The sequence below is a fragment of the Chryseobacterium sp. CCNWLW53 genome, from assembly GCF_037083525.1.
In the GTDB taxonomy this organism is placed as follows: Bacteria; Bacteroidota; Bacteroidia; order Flavobacteriales; family Weeksellaceae; genus Chryseobacterium; species Chryseobacterium lathyri.
In genome coordinates, this window is the sequence record NZ_JBAOJR010000003.1 from 262835 (window position 1) to 280409 (window position 17575).

17 protein-coding genes are annotated in these 17575 nt (G+C 35.7%); 4 read left to right on the plus strand and 13 right to left on the minus strand.

Going from position 1 to position 17575, the window contains the following annotated elements:
• Window positions 1-9 precede the first annotated feature (9 nt).
• Both V6R96_RS10240 and V6R96_RS10245 read right to left on the minus strand, forming a co-directional pair.
• A complete protein-coding gene (locus tag V6R96_RS10240; protein ID WP_336379010.1) occupies window positions 10-600 on the minus strand; it encodes a hypothetical protein in 591 nt (196 codons plus the stop codon).
• A gap of 116 nt (window positions 601-716) precedes the next feature.
• A complete protein-coding gene (locus V6R96_RS10245) occupies window positions 717-1241 on the minus strand; it encodes a hypothetical protein (RefSeq protein ID WP_336379009.1) in 525 nt (174 codons plus the stop codon).
• Window positions 1242-1743: 502 nt separating this feature from the next.
• Between V6R96_RS10245 and V6R96_RS10250 the strand changes: the two genes are divergently transcribed.
• On the plus strand, window positions 1744-2052 hold the full coding sequence (locus V6R96_RS10250; protein WP_336379008.1) for a helix-turn-helix transcriptional regulator: 309 nt from the start codon (window positions 1744-1746) through the stop codon (window positions 2050-2052).
• 171 nt (window positions 2053-2223) lie between these two features.
• Here V6R96_RS10250 and V6R96_RS10255 read toward each other — a convergent pair whose 3' ends face one another.
• The 9 genes from V6R96_RS10255 to V6R96_RS10295 all read right to left on the minus strand — a co-directional run bounded on the left by V6R96_RS10255 (window position 2224) and on the right by V6R96_RS10295 (window position 11576).
• Entirely contained in the window at window positions 2224-3093 is an 870-nt protein-coding gene (locus tag V6R96_RS10255) for a DUF4435 domain-containing protein (protein WP_336379007.1), read from the minus strand.
• A 1-nt stretch (window position 3094) separates the two neighbouring features.
• Complete coding sequence (locus V6R96_RS10260) at window positions 3095-4489, minus strand: AAA family ATPase (RefSeq protein ID WP_336379006.1); 1395 nt, start codon at window positions 4487-4489, stop codon at window positions 3095-3097.
• Between the two features lie 251 nt (window positions 4490-4740).
• Entirely contained in the window at window positions 4741-6366 is a 1626-nt protein-coding gene (groL, locus tag V6R96_RS10265; RefSeq protein WP_336379005.1) for a chaperonin GroEL, read from the minus strand.
• Window positions 6367-6485: 119 nt separating this feature from the next.
• A complete protein-coding gene (gene groES / locus V6R96_RS10270) occupies window positions 6486-6764 on the minus strand; it encodes a co-chaperone GroES (protein WP_034723531.1) in 279 nt (92 codons plus the stop codon).
• Window positions 6765-6937: 173 nt separating this feature from the next.
• Window positions 6938-7072: a hypothetical protein gene (locus V6R96_RS10275; protein ID WP_262510822.1), complete on the minus strand. Its 135-nt coding sequence runs from the start codon at window positions 7070-7072 to the stop codon at window positions 6938-6940.
• Window positions 7073-7332: 260 nt separating this feature from the next.
• The gene (locus V6R96_RS10280) at window positions 7333-8052 is read right to left on the minus strand and encodes a hypothetical protein (RefSeq protein WP_336379004.1); all 720 of its coding nucleotides are present in this window, start codon (window positions 8050-8052) and stop codon (window positions 7333-7335) included.
• An 81-nt stretch (window positions 8053-8133) separates the two neighbouring features.
• Window positions 8134-9354, minus strand: a complete 1221-nt coding sequence (locus V6R96_RS10285; protein ID WP_336389751.1) for a cation:dicarboxylate symporter family transporter — start codon at window positions 9352-9354, stop codon at window positions 8134-8136.
• 224 nt (window positions 9355-9578) lie between these two features.
• Window positions 9579-10865 carry a citrate:proton symporter gene (locus V6R96_RS10290; protein ID WP_336379002.1) on the minus strand — a complete coding sequence of 429 codons (1287 nt, stop codon included), beginning with the start codon at window positions 10863-10865 and terminating at the stop codon, window positions 9579-9581.
• Window positions 10866-10883: 18 nt separating this feature from the next.
• The gene (locus tag V6R96_RS10295; RefSeq protein WP_336379001.1) at window positions 10884-11576 is read right to left on the minus strand and encodes a DUF2490 domain-containing protein; all 693 of its coding nucleotides are present in this window, start codon (window positions 11574-11576) and stop codon (window positions 10884-10886) included.
• A 151-nt stretch (window positions 11577-11727) separates the two neighbouring features.
• Here V6R96_RS10295 and V6R96_RS10300 point away from each other — a divergent pair, with 151 nt between their 5' ends.
• The gene (locus V6R96_RS10300) at window positions 11728-12834 is read left to right on the plus strand and encodes a histidine kinase (RefSeq protein ID WP_336379000.1); all 1107 of its coding nucleotides are present in this window, start codon (window positions 11728-11730) and stop codon (window positions 12832-12834) included.
• A complete protein-coding gene (locus V6R96_RS10305) occupies window positions 12834-13532 on the plus strand; it encodes a LytTR family DNA-binding domain-containing protein (RefSeq protein WP_111955259.1) in 699 nt (232 codons plus the stop codon). The genes V6R96_RS10300 and V6R96_RS10305 overlap by 1 nt, the downstream gene beginning before the upstream one ends.
• Before the next feature lie 259 nt (window positions 13533-13791).
• On the opposite strand, the gene V6R96_RS10310 is transcribed toward V6R96_RS10305, so the two are convergent.
• Entirely contained in the window at window positions 13792-16179 is a 2388-nt protein-coding gene (locus V6R96_RS10310) for a M1 family metallopeptidase (RefSeq protein WP_336378999.1), read from the minus strand.
• A gap of 67 nt (window positions 16180-16246) precedes the next feature.
• Entirely contained in the window at window positions 16247-16825 is a 579-nt protein-coding gene (locus V6R96_RS10315; protein ID WP_111955255.1) for a HupE/UreJ family protein, read from the minus strand.
• Between the two features lie 69 nt (window positions 16826-16894).
• Here V6R96_RS10315 and V6R96_RS10320 point away from each other — a divergent pair, with 69 nt between their 5' ends.
• Window positions 16895-17395, plus strand: a complete 501-nt coding sequence (locus tag V6R96_RS10320) for a DUF6702 family protein (protein ID WP_336378998.1) — start codon at window positions 16895-16897, stop codon at window positions 17393-17395.
• Window positions 17396-17575 lie beyond the last annotated feature (180 nt).

Below are 17575 nucleotides of genomic sequence, written 5' to 3' on the forward strand. Positions count from 1 at the left end.
TTATACTTTTTAATTCTCCTTCTCAACAATAAAACCATGTGACCGCAGATATTCATCAAGCTCAACATCAAAAGGAATCACAAAATTATTATCCAGATCAAACATGCCACTTTCGCCGTCTGAAGACTCTAAAAACCCCAGCATCTTGGACTGTGTCTGTTCTTTGGCATTTTTCCAGCAGTTCATTAAGAAGTCAGTTTCCAAACCGAACTGGTTTTCCCAGTAATGAGCATAATCCAAATGATTATTTTGATCAAGGTAGGCAGAATAATCAATATTATTTTCACTCAGCACCTTTTTGCATAATTCCTGAACATCAATAGGGGAGTAGTCCTGAAAGGAATGCTCTTTCAAATGAAGTTCTGCGATCTGAATGGTTTTATCCGGAGAATAATATTCGTAATTAGGCAACACAATTAAGGAACTTAAAGGACTTGAAGCATTATAATACAAGCTGATCACCTCAATTCTTTTATCATCTTCCCTGAATTTATATTTTGAACTGAAAACATCAACCAGGAATTGGGTGACTGTATTTTCCCTGGGAAGCAGAAAAGTGTTTTTAAAGGCTTCGTCTATTTTTTGTTCTATTTTCTTCATGGTTTGTTCACTTTTTTGTAGTTGTAAAAATAAAGAAACCGTTCTGGAAAAATAGAACGGTTTTAAATATATTGTAAAGGTTTGTGCGGATACTTTATTTGCAGAGCTGGTTATCTTTACTTTTCCCCTTTCCTTTCAAGAATAATATGCGCTGCATCCAGCATTTTGGTAAGATGAATGTATGGACTTATCATATTCCTTTCCGGTAGATTGTTGTAGATTCCCAGTGAGAAATAGGCCATTCCGGAAATAAAATAATCAAATTCCTTGATGCTGTATTCTTTGAAGGCTTTTCTAAATACCAACAGCGGATTTTGGTATTCCTTCTCGGATAGCAAGCCAAGAACCAACGGAGAAACATCTTCCAACGGAGCATTGACGGTCCTTTTCTTTTCCTGTAATGCTATGATATAGCCTGCACGAATGAATGACCGCATCGCCTGCTGAAAATGAAGGATAACGGCCGGATGTTCTTTTATCCAGCTGTTTCTTTTTACCGCATAACTTATAATGTCATTTAGCAGCTCTTTGGATGCCGTCAAGTCATTGAGCTTAAAATAGTTTTCCATTAGCTTTAAGCCACAATGTTTCTTCCGGCCTTTCCCAAGCCGGGATTGAAGGTCTGTTCTGGTTTTTTTCATGAGTTTGTATTTTTTTACTGTACGATTTTACTGGCCGTAAAGGAGGAAGCCCGCCTGAATTTCCTGCCCATACACCCTAATGAATATGATTGAATTTGTGTTTTTCTAAAAGCCCTAAAGCCGCAATGGATTGTACACCCCATTGTACCGTATCATGATACTTTATGTTGTAAAGCAGGCTTAGAAAAAGATAATTGTAGAAAAACAGAACAGCATGAAAATAAAAACGGCATGAGACTCTACAATATCCGTCATAGAGGTACTGGTATACCGTGCAACAGATAAGAGAGCCCACGCCTAGGTCGTGAGCTTCATACTTATCATCTTGTTGCTTTAAAAATTACCAGTTTTCTATGACAAGACTCTAAGCAATAGCTTCTATATTTCTTTGAAGTATCGCAAAGCTACATTTATTGTAGCTTATTGTACAAATATAATAAAAAAAATAATATAACACATATATGTGTTGATGAAAAACTTTAGAAAGTCTAAAATTTACTCAATGTATAAATGGGACATTGAAGAATTAAAATTTCAAATTGGGAAGCTTATTCAATTACATAGGCTAAAGAAAAACCTTTCACAATTCCAACTTGGAAATGAACTTAATCTATCAAGTAATCACGTTGGTAGAATTGAACGGGCTGAAACTAATCCAACAATAGAAAATCTTGTTAAATTCTGTAATTTTTTTGAAATTGACATGTTGCTTTTATTTGCGAGGCTAACTGATAAAGAATTAAAGAATATTGAAAGTGAAATTGAATATCTACAAAAAGAATTTAAAAATAAAAATAAAACAAAATCCTAGCGAAAGCTGGGATTTTTTATTTTCTTGAAGATTTCTTCGCTACCGTACGAATCTTTTTATGTGGTTTTACATGATACAAATCGCGAGGTAGCAGGGGATTTTATGGGGAATTATAATGAATCCGAAATAGAAGGCTTCGGATTGAATTATCTGCTAGCACAAAATCAGTTTTTATTTTAAAAAAATATCTATTTCGTTTTTTAAAAAAAATAAAGAATCAAATCTACTATTGCAAGCAATCATATAAGAAAAAGACTCTATATTTCTAGAGTTTAATCCAAATAAAGATTCAATAGTTTGTTTTAACATCTTAATAATAAATTTGCCAGGATAATGATTTATACAGCAGTCATTTGACGATAAATTATGTTCTTTAACAAGCTTTTTTAATTGAACATCAAATTTTAATCTTTTATCAACGGCTTTGAGCTCATTCTTTATAGAGTCAATATAAGAATCTATTTGATTTTGTCTTATTTGGAAATTCCCATTATTGAAATCAAAAAATCTTTCATAGCTCAATGAAATATTTTTAAGCTGTGAACATTTTTTTTGAACTAATAAAAATAAATGTATAATTTCTTTGATTGATAATTTAATAGTTTCAATTATTTTGATTAACTCCAGTTTTCTCTTAATATTAGATCTTTTTAGTTTTGGCTTTTCACTGACAATATATTCTATGATTGAGCTTTCTTCTATTAGATAATTTTCAATAGAATATCTATTTAAATAAAATAGATTAGATATAGATTCTTTTTTACCAAGTATATCATCAAAATCTTTGTCAACAATATATATTTTCTTTTTATCTCCTATATTGGATTTGCATTCGTCTATTACATTATTTTTTCCATTTAATGGGAAAATTTTTTCTATTTGGAGATTAGGGAATAATTTACATAAAATCTTGTGATAAAAATTTTCTTGGTCTTCATCTTCAATGTAAAAAGAGATATCATTAAATTGAAAATAAAAGACATCTTCTGCAAATCTATAATCATCATTTTTAGTAGGAATACTTTCTTCAATCGTAATCATATTAAAATGGCATTAAAATTTTACAATAGTCTTTATTTTTTCCAACTATAGCAGGAGAATGCGTTGCAAAAATCAATTGCGTATCTTGTGGCATAATTTTCTTTATCCCTTCAATAAAATTTTCTTGCCATTTTGGGTGGAGTGATAATTCAGGCTCATCAATTATAAATAATTTTCCTAATCTATTATTAAATTTAATAAATGTAAACAAGATTAAAATTTGCATTTCCCCTGATGATAAATCTTTAATCTCTCTATTTTCTTTAATAATTTTTTTGTTTTTATCTAAAATTCTAAATTGTAATCTTGAAGTGTTTTTTTCAAAATATAATTCTTTTGCTGAATCTCTTAGGAAAATGTTTATTGTTTCTAAGTATTGTTTTAATGATTCGTATAACCTTTTACTTTTTGTTTCAAATTCTTCGAATTCTTTTATTAATTCTCTTATTTTTCTAAATTGATTTAAATTAGTAATGTATATTATGTCAAATTTTTCTTTTTTTTCTTTTTCATTGAATTGGGAGAGCAACTTTTTCAAATTATTAAAATAGGTTTCGATTTTACTAAATGTTTCTTCATTATTTTTGATTCTTGAAACTGTTTGTATCCTATTATCTCTGAAGTTTTCTGCAAAATATTCTTTAACTTTAATTTCTAAGGATTGTACTTGTTTTAAAGATATTCTTGGAGCATCTAATAACTCATTTATATTCTCAATCGAAATTGTATCTTCAAATGATGATAACATAATTTTATCATTTAGTCTACGATTTAAATCTAAAATTCTATTTTTATATCGGCTGTATTCCGAACCTGATAATCTCATTACTTTGTCAAGAGGACTACGTTTACCTATAGAATTTAATCTTTTTCTAATTATACCATTTTCCTCCACATAAGAAATATCATTTCCTTCTTCAGTATATAAATTTCTATCTAAACCAATAATGACAGGTTTAGGAATATCATGAAATATTAAATTCCAAGTCTCTATTTCATGTCTTTCAGGGGTCAAACGTCTATATTCCTCTTTTAAATCTTCAACATTTAGACTTCTATCTATGATTTTTCTAGGATGTATTTTTAAGTCAGTATTAATTTTAGGATATTCAATATTTTTTGATAGATTAAATATTTCAAGTGATAATGAATCCTGTAATTGTTTGCAAGTGATAATAAATTCTTCTTTATTGTTAATAAACTGAACACTTAATTCTTCAAATTCATTGGTGCAAAGGTCTGGAAATGATGGTGTTAATAACCAATTAACGACATTTAATAAACTTGTTTTTCCTGAACCATTGATTCCAACAATTAGATTAATGTCAGAATTGAATGAGATATGCTTGCTTAGATATCCATGTAAGTTTTTTATAATTACTTCCTTAATAATCATTATTTGCGGTTTATATAAAATTGTAGCTATACTCTCAAATTTACGAAACTATATGATAGTACCAAATAAAAAGAATTGGATAATGACTGTTCATAATCAATAGTTGTCGCTTGATTTCAAGCTGTTGTATGCTAATTTAAAATATTTGAACAATATTTCCTTACGGAAAACCATAATTCAAACAAAAAAACCGCCCTATTAAAGAATAGAACGGTTAATATATTAAATTGTCTCAGCGACACGCTGCGCTGTTACATCATTCCCGGCATTCCACCACCCATTGGCATAGCTGGTTCGTCTTTTTTCACTTCAGTGATTACACATTCAGTAGTAAGAAGCATTCCTGAAACAGAAGCTGCATTTTCAAGGGCAACTCTTGTTACTTTCGTAGGGTCAATGATTCCTGCTTCAAGCATGTTTACATACTCGTCAGTTTTAGCGTTGTATCCGAAGTCTCCTGTACCTTCTGCTACTTTAGCAACGATTACAGAACCTTCACCACCTGCGTTGGCAACGATTTGTCTTAATGGCTCTTCGATCGCTCTTTTCACGATTCTGATCCCTGTAGTTTCGTCAGCATTGATCCCTGTAAGGTTTTCCAAAGCAGAGATTGCTCTTACTAAAGCAACACCACCTCCTGCAACGATACCTTCTTCAACGGCTGCTCTTGTAGCGTGAAGGGCATCATCTACTCTGTCTTTTTTCTCCTTCATTTCCACTTCAGAAGCTGCACCTACATAAAGTACGGCAACACCACCAGCTAATTTAGCCAATCTTTCCTGAAGTTTTTCTCTGTCGTAGTCAGAAGTTGTAGTTTCCATCTGAGCTTTGATCTGAGCTACTCTTCCTTTGATTTTAGCTTCGTCACCACCACCGTTTACGATAGTCGTGTTGTCTTTATCGATCGTTACTTTCTCAGCAGTTCCAAGCATATCCAGAGAAATGTTTTCCATAGTGAAACCTTGCTCTTCAGAAATCACCTGTCCGCCAGTTAAGATCGCGATATCTTCCAACATTGCTTTTCTTCTGTCTCCGAATCCAGGAGCTTTTACAGCAGCAATTTTAAGAGAACCTCTTAATTTGTTTACCACCAAAGTAGCTAAAGCTTCACCTTCCACTTCTTCGGAAATAATTAAAAGAGATTTTCCACCTTGTGCAATCGGCTCAAGAACCGGAAGCAATTCTTTCATGGAAGAGATTTTCTTCTCTACCAAAAGGATGTATGGGTTTTCTACTTCGGCTATCATTTTCTCAGGGTTAGTCACGAAGTAAGGAGACTGGTATCCTCTGTCGAACTGCATACCTTCCACAACGTCTACCGTTGTATCAATACCTTTAGCTTCTTCTACAGTGATTACCCCTTCTTTACCTACTTTTCCGAAAGCCTCAGCGATCAGAGATCCGATAGTTTCGTCGTTGTTTGCAGAAACTGAAGCTACCTGCTTCACCATTTCTGTAGAATCTCCAACTGTTTTAGACTGAGATTTAAGGTTTTCAACAACTGCAGTTACTGCCTTGTCGATCCCTCTTTTCAGATCCATTGGGTTAGCACCTGCAGCTACGTTCTTAAGACCTTCTCTTACGATAGCCTGTGCCAATACAGTAGCGGTAGTAGTACCGTCTCCTGCGATATCATTGGTTTTGGAAGCCACTTCTTTTACCATCTGCGCTCCCATATTTTCTACTCTGTCTTCAAGTTCGATTTCTTTCGCTACAGAAACACCATCCTTAGTTACGTGAGGTGCACCGAAAGATTTCTCGATCACTACGTTTCTACCTTTTGGTCCTAACGTTACTTTTACTGCATTAGCCAATGCATCAACCCCTCTTTTTAAAGCGTCTCTTGATTCAATATCGAATTTTATTTCTTTTGCCATTTTTTGCTGTATTATTGTATTATTATGTACAATGTAAAATGTACTTTTTTATTTTTAAATAATTTGATTAAACGTTGTTAAAATACGTTGTACTCTGTACATCGTACTTTTTACAAATCTTACCCGATTACACCAAGTAAATCACCTTCCTTAACGATTAAGAAATCTTTTCCGTCTAATTTTAATTCAGAACCTGAATATTTTCCATAAAGAACTTTGTCACCTACCTGAACAGTTGTAGGCTCATCTTTTTTCCCTGGACCTACTGCTACTACTGTACCTTCCTGTGGTTTTTCTTTTGCGGTGTCCGGAATAATAATACCTGAAGCTGTTTTAGTTTCTGCAGCGATCGGCTCGATCAAAACTCTGTCTGCTAATGGTTTAAAGTTTACTGACATAATATATTTATTTTTAATTAATTCTCCGTTATAATTCTCTAAATGTATGCCATGAGAGATCTGTGGATGAAATGGCAGAATTTTATTTCCCAGTGTGAAAATTTGGCAGAAAAATGAAAAAAAATAAAGCCGGAAACTTCCGGCTTTTGTATTTAACTCTAATAATTAGTAAACTAAGGGCAGTGCTGTCCCGGCCCGATCCAAAGGATGCATTTTCCCTGATCGTTCCATTCGCAGCAAACAATTCCGGCTGCGCCTCCAACGATGGATTTTTGAGCCTCTCTGCTTAATGATTTAGCGTTTTTCATAGATAATATTTTGTTTTATTGTACATGCCTGAACATTTAATGTCAATCAGGATTTTGACGATTTGATGTGATAGTGTATGTCAAAGATAAAAAAAAATATGATCAGATTATACACTGTTTGTAGATTTATTTATGGAGTTTGTATTTTGATTTTCAATGTTTTAATGGTTGCTTTGTAGAAGGCTCCTGATATAGGCTTCTTAGCAGTACTCAAGATTAAAAAGAAAAAGTTTACCATTACGGTAAACTTTGTAGATCCATTATTGAATGGTTTCCAATGTCATTTTTCTACCGCCGAGGTCCATATCCTGTTTCAGGATCTTCCGGGTTTCGGTATCTATGTAATAAGTAACAATCGTTGTCTTATCTTTAATATCGTCGGTTGTTTTTACAGCCCAGACTTTTTTTCCGTTGTAATCTGTTTTCTTTACATCCAGTATATAGGCTTTAATAAGTCCTTTCTTAGCATCCGGGTTGTAATCGAAAATAGAGAGGTCAGCAGTATAATTTTCTTTCAGGGGAGAAAACCTGATCAGCATAGGGTAGCTGCTGCTGTCAAAATAATCTGCAGCATCCATTTCGATAGGGTCTTTTTTTTTGGATTTTTTATCCAGATAATATCCTGTTACCTTAGTCTTCCCCGATTTCAGAACCATATCCCTCATCATATTAAAAGACGAATGATAGACTGGCTGGAAATTAACAGTTTTTACGATGGTAGAATCGGTCCATTTAGCATCAGGTGCCTTTTTCAGCTTTACAGTAGTTTTGATGAGGAGATCCGTTTTGTTTAATTTTTTGAGTTCTGTAATAATGCTCCCAATTTCCATTTTTGTTCCTGCATTTTCAGCATACCAGACCGCTTCTGATGTTTCATCTTTGATCAGCTTAGGATCAATAGCGCTGTTGGCTGGGGTGAGTAGTTTTTGGGAAAATAAATTAACACTGCTTATTAATAACAATACAAGAAATGTTCTCATGATTTTTTATTAATAAGTGTTACTCATTTTCAAAAAGTTACAGCCTTATTTTTCCTTGTCAGTAAAGTAGTATGCAGTAACTTAAATAGAGCGGGTTTTATTTTTCTGATTCTGATTTATTTTTGAAATCACAGCCCCGGAAACCGCAATGCTGATAAAGTTGGTAACAGATCTCGCCTCATTCATAAAACGGTCTACACTGTAAAGGAGGGCAATATCCGTTAACGGAATTTTTCCAAACCTGTTTAAAGTGAAAATAAGGGCCAGAAATCCTGAGCCAGGAACACCTGATGCTGTTTTCGAGGTTACGGAAATAATGACGAAAAGCCACAGATAATCGGTGACAGTCAAAGAAATGTTGTAAAACTGAATAAGAAAGCAGCAGGTCACGGCAATATAAATACAGGCTCCGGAAAGATTAAAATTATATCCCAAAGGAATGACAAACCTTAAAATTTTTCTGCTGTAGCCTTCAGATTCCATTTTTTCAAAGATGAGTGGAAATGCTGTTTTGGAAGATGATGTGGTAACTACAAGGATAATTTCTTCTTTTAAATCAAGTAAAAACTTCCAAAGCCGGATTTTGTACAGATAAGAGACAATGCCTAAAATCCCAAAAATAAAGACAATATCAGCCAGATATACTGTTGCGACAACTTTACTGAGCGGTAGAAGCGTATTGATGCCATATACAGAAACTCCGTACGCAATGTTGCAGAATATGATAACGGGCAGAATAAGGTAGAGATACTTGATCACCGTATAAAAAACCTTGAGACCACGGTCCAATAGATTCAGGAATTTTTCTCTTGCATTGGAAAGATTCATGAAAATCCCGGCGACAATGGACACGATAAGAAAAATACCGTGTCTGTTGAGGTACAGGATACCGGATATACTTGTATTGTCAATTTCAAATGTTCTGGGAAGTGATTTACTGATCCTCGCAGGATCAATGCCCGTATCGGCTCCGGGTTTTACGGCAAAACCGAAAATAAATCCTAAAACAATGGCTACAGAGCTTATGATAAGAAAATACAGAATAGTTTTCCATACAATACTGCTCGCATTTTTGATTCCTGACAGCTGGCAAATACCATACATGATCGCCATGAAAATAATGGGAAGGATGAGCATTTCCAGAATCATGAAAAAATACCGGCTTACCATTCCCAGCTGAATGCTTGCCTCAGGCGCATAATATCCTGTAAGCACTCCACCGAGAATTGCGGCAAATACATATAAGGTGAGATTTTTTAAATATCTTCCTGTGAATGTTTTTTTTGTTTCAAAAAGGTTCATCTGAATATGCTTATGCTTTCCGTACAAAGATCTGTTGTTTTTTTTACATCTGAAATATAATAGTAAGGGTAGGGAAACGTGAGGCTGGAAGAACGAAGTTACTGAAGTTGGAAATAAAAGCTTCCAGCCGGTTTCTATTAATCTTTAAAATCTGCCCATTAATTTTATAACAGCGTCCAATATTAACTTCCATCCCCCTTCTTCCGGCTTCCAATCTTTAATGATCAGATAACTCCAAGAATCAGTGCTACCAGCAGCATCACAATGGAGGATCCTAATGCCCATTTTAAAGTATATTTCAAATGATCAGAAAATTCTACACCTGCCAATGATACTAACAGATAAGTAGATGGAACCAGTGGGCTTAAAAGATGTGAACCTTGACCAATGAGACTCGCTCTTCCCAGAATTTCCGGTGAAATCCCCAGCTGATGCCCGGTAGCCACAATAATAGGCAATATTCCAAAATAATAAGCATCATTGGAAAGGAAAAAAGTAAGCGGAATACTGAAGAGTGCCGTTACAATATTCAGATAACCTCCCCAGCTTTTAGGAACTATTTCTATCATGCTGTTTCCCATCGCCTGCATAATACCTGAACCATTCAGAATTCCGGTAAAAATTCCGGCTCCAAAGATCATTCCTGCCACAGATAAAGCATTTCCTGCATGTTTGGAGATTATTTTCTGCTGGTCTTTCAGTTTAGGGTAATTGATAATGGAAGCGATACAGAACGCAATCATAAAAGCAATGCCCAAAGGAACAATATCCAGGATCATGACCACTAAAAGTGTGATGGTAAGGGCGAGATTAATAAGGATCAGTTTCGGACGACGGAGCTTCGGATCTGCCTCGCCAATGATATCATTGCTGTTGTAATTGGTAAATTTCCCATGCTTTGCAATCCTTATTTTTTCTCTTCTTCCCAGAATGTAAGCCACAAAAACCACCCATAGGATGCCTATCGCCATAATGGGGATCATAGGGACAAAAATTTCTGTGTGCCCAAGCTTCAGTGAGCTCATTACCCTTGCCGTAGGTCCTCCCCATGGAAGAATATTCATGATTTGCCCGGCAAGCATAATGATGCAGGTCAGGATTAACGGGTTCATACCCTGTCTTTTGTAAAGCGGAAGCATGGCGGCCACCACAATAAGATAAGTGGAAGAACCGTCACCGTCCAGTGATACCAAGGCCGTAAGAATGGCGGTTCCTATCGTGGTTTTAATAGGATTGTCCCCAACAGCTTTTAAAATTATATTTACTAAGGGCTCAAAAAGTCCCGTGTCGATCATTAAGCTGAAATATAGAATGGCAAAGATCAGCATTACCCCTGTAAGTGCGATCTCTTTTACACCGTTTTTCATCATATCTCCCAGCTCAGGACCGAAACCCGCAAAAAGAGCTATGGTTACGGGTACGATGACCAAGGCTGTGAGCGGAGTCATTTTTTTGTTCATGATCAGGACCATAAAGATCAGGATCATGAGAAATCCAAGGAAAGTAAGCATAGATGATTTGATTTATAGTTATTTATTTTTGTTTTTTCTCCAGTCGAAGCTGTTTCTGTAGCCGATATAGCCGTAGTTGCTTGTAGATCCGGTCTCCAGCTGGTTGATAAAAGCCACTTCAATAGCAGAATTTCCCCCCACTTTAACTCCGATGCCGGCCGTTAGGCGGTTACTGTCAAACGGTTCATCCTTCACTACATTCATTCTTATTTCATTTTTCAGAATGCCGTATAGTTTTTCTTTTTCTCCCGCTCTGTTAAAAGGAATTCTCAGTGAAATCAGATAACGCAGCCTGACGATGAATTCATCAGGATTGCTTATGAATCTTTCTTCTACACGGAAACGGTGCGAAACCGAAGTTCTCCCGATATTACTTCCCAGTGTCACCTGCTGGAAAGGCCTTTTTTCATACCTCTCTTTCTTTGTATTGTCAGATTTATAGGAATCCAGTACCAGAAACATAAATCCGGCAGCGGGCTTTACTTCATGGGCTACTTCGTAATCTACATAGGCAGATACCAGAAAAAGCCTGGTGTCATAAGCGAAATCAAAAGAACGGTATTGGGATAGAGCGGTCAAGGTGCTTTTATCCGTTAGCCTTGCCGACATGAGATACTGGAACCACATATTGTAGTTGTCCCGGCTTTGTGCATCTGCCAGGCGGATCATTCCAAACAGTAGAATAATGATTAATTTGAATTTAATTTTCATGTAATATTGAGTTAACATCCTGATGTCTCAAATATATTTATAAGAACCAGCCGCGGATTTATTTTTCAATCAATGACAGTTTTTATCAGTGAACTGCAGGATGGGCAGAAAAAGATGGTATATTTGAAAGATTGAAAATTGGGGTTTTTAGATGTTTTTAATTATCAATATTGTATTTATATTGTTGGTTTTCAGGGTTTTGTTTAATGCAAAAGTTTTGAAAAGACTGATGGAATATCATTGGGGGTTTTTACTGAAGTTTCAGCATATTTTTTTCCTTTTGATCTTCGTTATCATCACTTTTTTTACCGAAAACTACTTTTTGGATGTTCCGGAACTTATCTGGAGTGTTTTATCTGTGATTATTTTTAATGTCGGAATTTACAGTCTTGTCTATTTTTATCTGGTCCCGGAATTTTATCTTTCCAATAAATATCCTGAGTTCATTCTCTTTGCGCTGATCACTTTTCTTGTCTCCAGCCTTTTCAGAATTCTGCTGGAACCGGCGGTTTTTAATATGAATTTTAATGAAAGCCTGTCCAATACCAAATTTTTATATAATGTCTATACGGCGCAGGGAATTGTCATACTTGTTGCCTCATTCCTGGGGATTACAAAAGATAAATTCCTCATTGAACAGGATTTTAAAGATCTTGGCGAAGAAAAAGACCAGCTGTATCTTGATCTTTTAAAATCTAAAATGAATCCCCACTTTTTGCTGAACACCCTCAATAATATTTATTCCAAAAGTTTCCAGCCCTCAGAAAATACCTCAGAATCTATATTACAGCTCAGTAAACTGCTTCAGTATATAATTTATGACACCAGTAAAGAGAAAATTTCCATGGCTCAGGAACTTTCATCGATCCGTTCTCTTGCAGGCTTGTATCAGCTAAAATATAATAATGTATTGAATATTGCTTTTACGATTGAAGATGAAGAAACCATTGAATTGATTGATGTTCCGCCTTCCGTATGCCTTACTCTATTTGAGAATGCCCTGAAACATTCAGCGGTGGGAATAGAAGAGGGGAGCCATATTCATGTAAGCTATAAAATAAGGAATCAGGAACTTTTATTTGAGATCATAAATTCTATATCCAGGAAGAAGAATCTTGTCGGGAATATGAATGACAGCGGTTTGGGAAACGAAGCCGTTATCAATATTCTTGAAAAAAACTATGCAGGAAGATTTACTTTTATCTCCGAACCTGTGGAAAACAACAACTATCAGACTATTTTAAAAATAAAATTGTAATGGCTAATCTGACGATCGTAAGTGTAGATGATGAATATCCGGCGCTTCAGCTTATTCAAAAGTATTGCGGACAAATGGAAGATGTAGATCTGCTGAAGTTTTTTCAGGATCCGGAAGAAGCATTGGAATATCTTAAGCAGAACAGGGTAGACCTGGTGATTCTGGATATCAATATGCCCTACATCAACGGAATTGAGCTTTTACATCAGTTACCTTATAAACCATTATGCATATTTCTCACTCTGGAAACGCAGTATGCAGTCAAAGCTTTTGAACTGGATGTTGTACATTATCTTGTAAAGCCTGTAGACTTTGAAACATTCCGGAAAGCGATTAACAAGGCAAAGGATTTCCTTCAGTTTAAAAACTCTGCGGAACAGCAGAAGAAGGAAGACTTTATTATGTTCAAATCCAATTATGTGATGCATAAAGTCCTTTTGGATGATGTACGGTGGGTACAGGGATTTGGAGAATATATCATCCTGATGACCCATCTTAAAAAGTATATGATCCTTGACCGGATGTCGAATTTTGAAGAGAAATTTCAGAACCTGGGATTCATCAGAATTCACAAATCTTATATTGTTCTTTCTTCCCATATCAGTTCGTATGATACGGCTCATGTGTATCTTAAAGATGGGGAGAAGCTTCCGCTTGGAAGGACCTATAAAAATTCTTTGAAAGCTTACCTGAACTAATTTCAACAACAGCTTCATCAATCAATTTAATGATTCACCCTTTGCAAACTTGAATTGTCGGAATATAGATGAAACTTTGCGTTTAAAAAAGCTCGCAGATTAAGCAGATCTTTTTCTTTTTCGGAATTATATAATTCAATAGGAGCGGGCTTTAGCCCGCTTAACAATTTTGCGGAAAATGGCTTTAGCCAAAATGATTAACCCGCTAAATTTAATAAAAAAGGTTGCCTCAAATATGGACAACCTTTTATGTTTTATGTTATGATTTTTTTCCGGCCTGCATCGGATTTACCTTTCCGCTGGCACCTCCTCTTACCGGGCCTTCTCCCTGTTTCTGTTTAAACAGCTGGAATTTTGAAACCTGAGTATCTGTACCGTTACTGCTCCATACATTATTGGAAGTGTCAATATCCGCTGTTTCTCTCATCGGGTCAAGCTGTATCGACTTGATTTTTTTGTCAAAATAATAAGTCTTGGAAACCTTCTGTTCATTCTGTCTCCAGATCTGTGCAGATGATTTATCATACAGTTTTGTTCCGTCTTCAAAAGTGAATTCAAGAATGATTGGCATTACGAGTCCGCCTTTATTGACAAAGTCGATCTGATAGCCGGTAAGATTTTTGAACTTCTCTTTATCCTTAGCATCCAGAGGAATACCTGCTTCCGTTTTTACGGTGTATTCTTTTTCAGTATCTAATTTTTCCTGACCTCTGTCATATCGGTAATAGAAATCCTGCAGCTCTTTATCTTTATCTACGTAGAATGTGATGTTTTTATCCTCTTTATTTCTGATTTTAGAAATATCTTCAAAAGTATTCTGAAGAGGTTTTTCCACCTTATATTTTGTTTCTTTAGCTTCCTTTGGAGGAGTATTAAGGTCCGGAACTGCTACAGTTACTTTATCAATAGCGATATCTACAGGATCCGTTCCGTAGAACCATCCCCTCCAGAACCAGTCGAGATCCTCACCGCTGGCATCTTCCATAGTACGGAAGAAGTCTGCAGGTTCAGGGTGTTTGAATGCCCATCTTTTTGCATAGGTTTTAAAAGCTTTATCGAATAATTCTCTTCCCATGATTGTCTCACGAAGAATATTTAATCCGGTAGCCGGTTTTGAGTATGCATTCGGGCCAAACTGAATAATATTTTCAGAATTACTCATAATCGGTTCCAGTTGATCTTTAGGAAGCTTCATATAATCGGTAATCGTCCAGGCCGGGCCTCTTTTGGATGGGAATTTATTGTCCCATTTTTCTTCTGTAAGGTATTCCGTGAAGGTGTTCAATCCCTCATCCATCCAGCTCCACTGTCTTTCATCAGAATTGATGATCATTGGGAAAAAATTGTGACCAACCTCGTGAATCACAACTCCGATCATTCCATTTTTGGTCCCTTCGGAATAGGTCCCGTCTTTTTCCGTTCTGCCAAAATTGAAGCAGATCATAGGATATTCCATTCCGTTGGCTGCCTCTACAGACTGCGCTACAGGATATGGATAAGGAATCGTGAATTCTGAATAGGTTTTGATGGTATGGGCAACTGCTTTTGTTGAATATTTTCTGTAAAGTCCATAAGCTTCTTTTGGATAGAAACTCATTGCCATTACTTTGTTGTTGTTTTCTGGAATGGTAACACGCATTCCGTCCCAGACAAATTTTCTGGATGAGGTCCATGCGAAATCTCTTACATCACTGGCTTCAAAGCTCCATGTTTTTCTCTGTTTAGAATGATTTTTTTCAGCTTTTTTCGCCTCGTCTAATGTTACGATTTCTATAGGTTCAGCGGCATTTTCAGCCTTTCGGTATCTTGCCATCTGATCCGAAGTTAAAACCTGCTCATAATTTTTACATTCTCCGGTTCCACCCACAATATGGTCTGCGGGTACATTCATTGAAACTTTAAAATTTCCGAATACCAATGCAAATTCACCACGCCCTGTGAATTGGTGGTTCTGCCATCCGTGAAAATCACTGTATACGCACATTCTCGGATACCATTGTGTCATGGTGTACAGATCATTTCCGTCTTCGGCAAAGTTTTCATAGCCACCGCGGCCGCCCATTTTAATCCTGTTGGGGATGTTATAATTCCAGTCTATTTTGAAAACCAGTTTTTCTCCTTTTTTCAATACTTTTGGCAAATCAATGCGCATCATTGTCTTATTCACTGTATATTTCAGGGGATTTCCTGAGGCATCCGTCACCTTCTCAAGGTTCACGCCATAGCCGTTGTCCTTTTCAGGCAGATCGGTGACTTTCAGCTGCTGATCGTTAGAAGAAGCCGGAAGAGTAGAAGGGAAAGCAAAACCGGCATTTTTTACAGTAGACTGTTCGTTTTCATCCAGCTGAAGCCAGATATAATCCAGATCATCCGGGGAATTGTTATGATAAGTAATAGTTTCTGAACCTTTCAGATTTCTTTTATCTTCATCAAGGTAGGCTGTAATATCATAATCAGCCCTGTTCTGCCAGTATCCCTGGCCGGGAGCTCCGGAAGCCGTTCTGTAAATATTAGGAGTGGGAAGAATAGTCCCGAGCTGCTCAAATCTGTTTCCGTGGTTACTTCCAGGATTATTCTGAATGTTTTGTGCGGTGAAGCCTGTATATGCGAATACAGAAAATGAAAGTAGGGCTGCTTTTAATTTCATTACCGGATTGATTTAATAGTTATCAAAGATAATAATAAGTCGTTGAAAAATTAAAAATGTTTCAAAGTTAAAAAGGAATTCTTTCTAAAGTCATTTTTAAAGCCAATGCGAATACTCCGGAAGATACGAACAGGACCCAGTCTTTTTTGTTAACCTTAAAAATGCTCAACAAAATAAATAAAAGGATAAGAATCCCTAAAACAATAACGATCTGACCCAATTCCAGCCCGATATTAAAGCCTAATAATGGTATGGCGATACTCTGGCTTTTGGCGATCATCACTCTTGCCGTATTCGCAAACCCCATTCCATGGATAAGCCCAAAGATGGCTGCCAGATAATAATTGGTCCGCATCAGGGTCTGCTTTTTGTTTTTCATCAGAATATTATCCAGAGAGGTAAGGACAATCGTGAGCGGAATTAAGAATTCTACCCAGGCAGAGGGAACTCTGAAAATATCGAGAATACTCAATGCCAATGTGATAGAATGTCCTATTGTAAAAGCAGTCACAAGGATCAGTATTTTTTTCCAGTCACTGTAAGAATATACGGCAATCAGAGCGAGGACAAATAATTGATGGTCCAACGCATCCAGAGAAATAATATGCTCCCAGCCAAGGTTTAAATAGAAGAGAAAATCCTGCATCATAACGTAAAAATATAATGCGTACGAAAATAATGATTAATTTCGAACAAATTTTAAAGGTCAGGGCATATGAAGAATTTATGGCTGTTTTTATTACCGGTATTTTTTTTATTCTCTTTTTCAAAGGTGAAGCATCCTTATCATGTAGGTTCTGTTGAAATTAATTATAATTCCAAATCCAAATCTTTTGAGGTCACAGGCCGGTTTTTTCTTGATGATCTGGAAAACGCATTAGGCAAAAAATATGGAAACTCTTTCCACTTTAATGACGAAAAATATAAAGCCAGGCTTAATGAAGCTCTGGAAAAATATTGTGCAGAATATTTCAAATTAAAAGCTGACGGAAAGTTTTTAAGAATAAATTACGTAGGATATGAAGAAGATAGTGAATCTGTGAATGTTTTTCTTGAGTCGGAAACCCTTAATACGCCTAAAAAAGTGGAGTCGGCGGTCAGTTTTCTGTACAATCTTTTTGATGATCAGATTAATATTGTTCACATGATTGTGAATGGTGAGAGAAAAAGTGAAAAGCTTACCTATCCCAACCGATATTTATATAGGCAGTTTTAATTGGCAACTTTTCCTTTGTCTATTATAAATTTAAACAAGTATTAAATCACTAATTATTGATTAATAGTCTTGATTGGTCTCTATGTTTAAATTATTTGTAATGACTATTTTTCAATAAATTTAATATTTAGTTATTAATTATTCAAAATTAGGTATTATTTATTAATTAATGCCTATTAT